This window comes from Dietzia sp. CW19 (genome assembly GCF_014145265.1).
Taxonomy (GTDB): domain Bacteria; phylum Actinomycetota; class Actinomycetes; order Mycobacteriales; family Mycobacteriaceae; genus Dietzia; species Dietzia natronolimnaea.
This window is the reverse complement of record NZ_JAALEE010000054.1, coordinates 1-3,107: the sequence shown is the minus strand read 5'-3', so window position 1 is coordinate 3,107 and position 3,107 is coordinate 1. Positions and strand designations below refer to the sequence as shown.

General features: G+C 71.8%; 3 protein-coding genes. All 3 read left to right on the top strand.

The window, feature by feature from the left end; translation table 11 throughout:
* The coding region (locus tag G6021_RS01975) for a Mur ligase family protein (protein ID WP_241736388.1) at positions 1 to 982 on the top strand (982 nt) is incomplete at its 5' end.
* A gap of 30 nt (positions 983 to 1,012) precedes the next feature.
* Positions 1,013 to 1,855 carry an FtsQ-type POTRA domain-containing protein gene (locus G6021_RS01970; RefSeq protein ID WP_179525069.1) on the top strand — a complete coding sequence of 281 codons (843 nt, stop codon included), beginning with the start codon at positions 1,013 to 1,015 and terminating at the stop codon, positions 1,853 to 1,855.
* A gap of 183 nt (positions 1,856 to 2,038) precedes the next feature.
* Positions 2,039 to 3,107, top strand: a 1,069-nt coding sequence (gene ftsZ, locus G6021_RS01965) for a cell division protein FtsZ (protein WP_182640560.1), incomplete at its 3' end; no start/stop codon positions are given.

The following is a 3,107-nucleotide window of genomic DNA, read 5'->3' as shown; positions in this document are numbered from 1 at the left end:
TGGGGCCGACCCGGTGTTCGTGGCCGAGGCCGACGAGTCCGACGGCTCACTGGTGCACTACGAGCCCGACGTGGTGATCCTGACCAACGCCGAGCCCGACCATCTCGACCACTTCGGCACCGCCGAGGCGTACTTCGAGGTCTTCGACACCTTCCTCGCCCGGATCCCGGACACCGGCGTCCTGGTGGTCTGCCTGGACGACGCGGGAGCGGCCGAGCGCGCGCGCCGGGCGGCGTCCGCGGGGGTGCGGGTGGTGGGGTACCGCACCACGGCCGGCCCCGCGACCGACCTGCCGGTGGTGGGTGAACTCGACGGGATCGAGGTCGACTCGGGCGGGACCCGGGCCGGGCTCACGTTGGACGGGCGGTCTCGTGGCGACCTCCACGTGGGGACCCCGGGCCGACACATGGCGCTCAACGCGCTCGCCGCTCTCCTGGCCGCCCGGGAGGTCGCCGGGGACGCCGGGATCGACGTCGACCACGTCCTGTCCGGTCTGTCCGGATTCGGGGGAGTGGGGCGTCGGTTCGAACCCAAGGGCACGGTCGCGGTCCAGGGTGGACTGGTGCGGGTGTTCGACGACTACGCGCACCATCCGACCGAGGTCAGGGCGGTCCTGAGCGCCGGGCGGGAGATCGTCGCCTCGGACGGTGGCCGCCTGATCGCGGTCTTCCAGCCCCACCTCTACTCCCGCACCCGCATCTTCGCCGAGGAGTTCGGGCGGGCGTTGTCCCTGGCCGACGAGGTGGTGGTGCTCGACGTGTACGGCGCGCGCGAGCAACCCGAGGAGGGCGTCGACGGCGGCCTCGTCACCCGCCACGTGAGCTCGCCGGCCCACCACGTCCCCGACCTCGACACCGCCCTGTCCACGGTGCTCGGGATCATCCGGCCGGACGACGTGGTCTTCACGCTCGGGGCCGGAGACATCACCACGCTCGGCCCGAGGATCGTCGCCGGGCCCGCGGGGAGCGGGACGGGGTCATGACGAGGCCGACGCCGTGAAGGGGGCTCAGCGGTGACCGACGAGCCACGCGACCACCCGACGGACCCGGCGGATCCGACGGACCCGCTGGACCAGGCGGCCTCGGACGACCCGGACCGGAGACTCGCCGCGGCGGCCGTCCGTAGCTCGGACGAGCGGGTGCGTCACTCCGACCCCGCGGTGCGGGCCACGCTGCGCAGGCGACGTCGCCGCACCAACCGCATCTATGTGGGGCTCGGTGTGGCGCTGGTCGTCCTCCTGGTGGGATACATCGCGCTGTACTTCCTGCCGGTGTTCTCCGTCCGGGAGGTCCGGGTCGTCGGGACCCGGACCATTCCCGTGGAGGCGGTGACCGAGCGCGCGGCGGTGTCCCCCGGGACCCCGCTGCTCCAGGTGGACACCCACGCGGTGGCGCGCCGCGTGGCGGGGATCCCGAGGGTGGACCAGGTCACGGTCACGCGGGACTACCCGTCGAACCTGCGGATCGAGCTGATCGAGCGCACCGCCCTGGTCGTGGTCGAGGTCGACGGCGCCCGGCACCTGGTGGACGGGCAGGGCATCGACTTCGGGCAGGGGGACCCGCCTCCCGGAACCCCCGAGCTCACCGTGGGGGACGGCGCACGCTCCGACCTGCCCGGGATCGTCCGGGACCTGTCGACGGTCTTCGCCGAGGTCCGGGGGACCGCGGGGCAGGAGATCGCGTCCGTCGAGGTGGAGAGTCCGGCGTCGATCGTCCTCACCCTCGTCGACGGGCGCACCGTGGAGTGGGGGGCCGCGGGTCGCGACCACGAGAAGGCGGTCGCCCTGCAGATGGTCCTCGAGCAACCCGGGCAGGTCTGGAACGTCTCCAATCCGGCGTTGCCGGCCTCACGGTAGACCGACACGCCCGCGAGCCTCGTGGACGTGCGGGGCCGGTGCCCCTACCGTGTGATCCGACGGCGGAAACCGCCTCTGACCAGCAACTTTAACCCTCAAGTAGAGGGTGAGAGTTAGGCGAGAGTCTTTCGTCGAGACAGCATGCAACCGAGCACGACACCCCCAAAGGAAGGCCGGGCCTCGATGAGCTCACCGCACAACTACCTCGCAGTCATCAAGGTCGTCGGAATCGGGGGCGGCGGTGTCAACGCCGTGAACAGGATGATCGACGAGGGCCTCAAGGGCGTCGAGTTCATCGCGGTGAACACCGATGCGCAGGCTCTGCTCATGTCCGACGCCGACGTCAAGCTCGACGTCGGTCGCGAACTCACCCGCGGCCTCGGTGCCGGCGCCGACCCGGAGGTCGGGCGCAAGGCGGCGGAGGACCACAAGGACGAGATCGAGGAGGTCCTCAAGGGCGCGGACATGGTTTTCGTCACGGCCGGGGAGGGCGGCGGTACCGGCACCGGTGGCGCGCCGGTCGTCGCGGCCATCGCGCGTAAGCTCGGCGCGCTCACCGTCGGCGTCGTGACCCGCCCGTTCTCCTTCGAGGGCAAGCGTCGCGGGGGACAGGCCGAGGCGGGGATCGAGGGCCTGCGCGAGGCCTGCGACACCCTGATCGTGATCCCCAACGACCGCCTGCTCCAGCTCGGGGACGCCGGCGTGTCCATGATGGAGGCCTTCAAGACCGCCGACGAGGTCCTCCTCAACGGCGTCCAGGGGATCACCGACCTCATCACCACCCCCGGCGTGATCAACGTCGACTTCGCCGACGTCAAGGGCGTCATGTCCGGGGCCGGCAGCGCGCTCATGGGGATCGGCTCCTCGCGGGGCGAGGGTCGGGCGTACAAGGCCGCGGAGGCCGCCATCAACTCGCCGCTCCTGGAGACCACGATGGAGGGCGCCAAGGGCGTACTCATGTCGATCGCCGGCGGCAGCGACCTGGGCCTGTTCGAGATCAACGAGGCCGCGACCCTCGTCCAGGAGGAGGCGCACCCCGACGCCAACATCATCTTCGGCACCGTCGTCGACGACTCGCTCGGCGACGAGGTGCGGGTGACCGTCATCGCCGCCGGGTTCGAGGGCGGCTCCCGGCAGTCCTCCGGTGCGGGTCAGTCGCGGCGCGGCCGCCACCACCTCGACGACGACGAGGTCCCCGGCGCCTCCGGCGACACCGGCGGTGCCTCCGGGCTCGGATCGACCCCTCTCGACG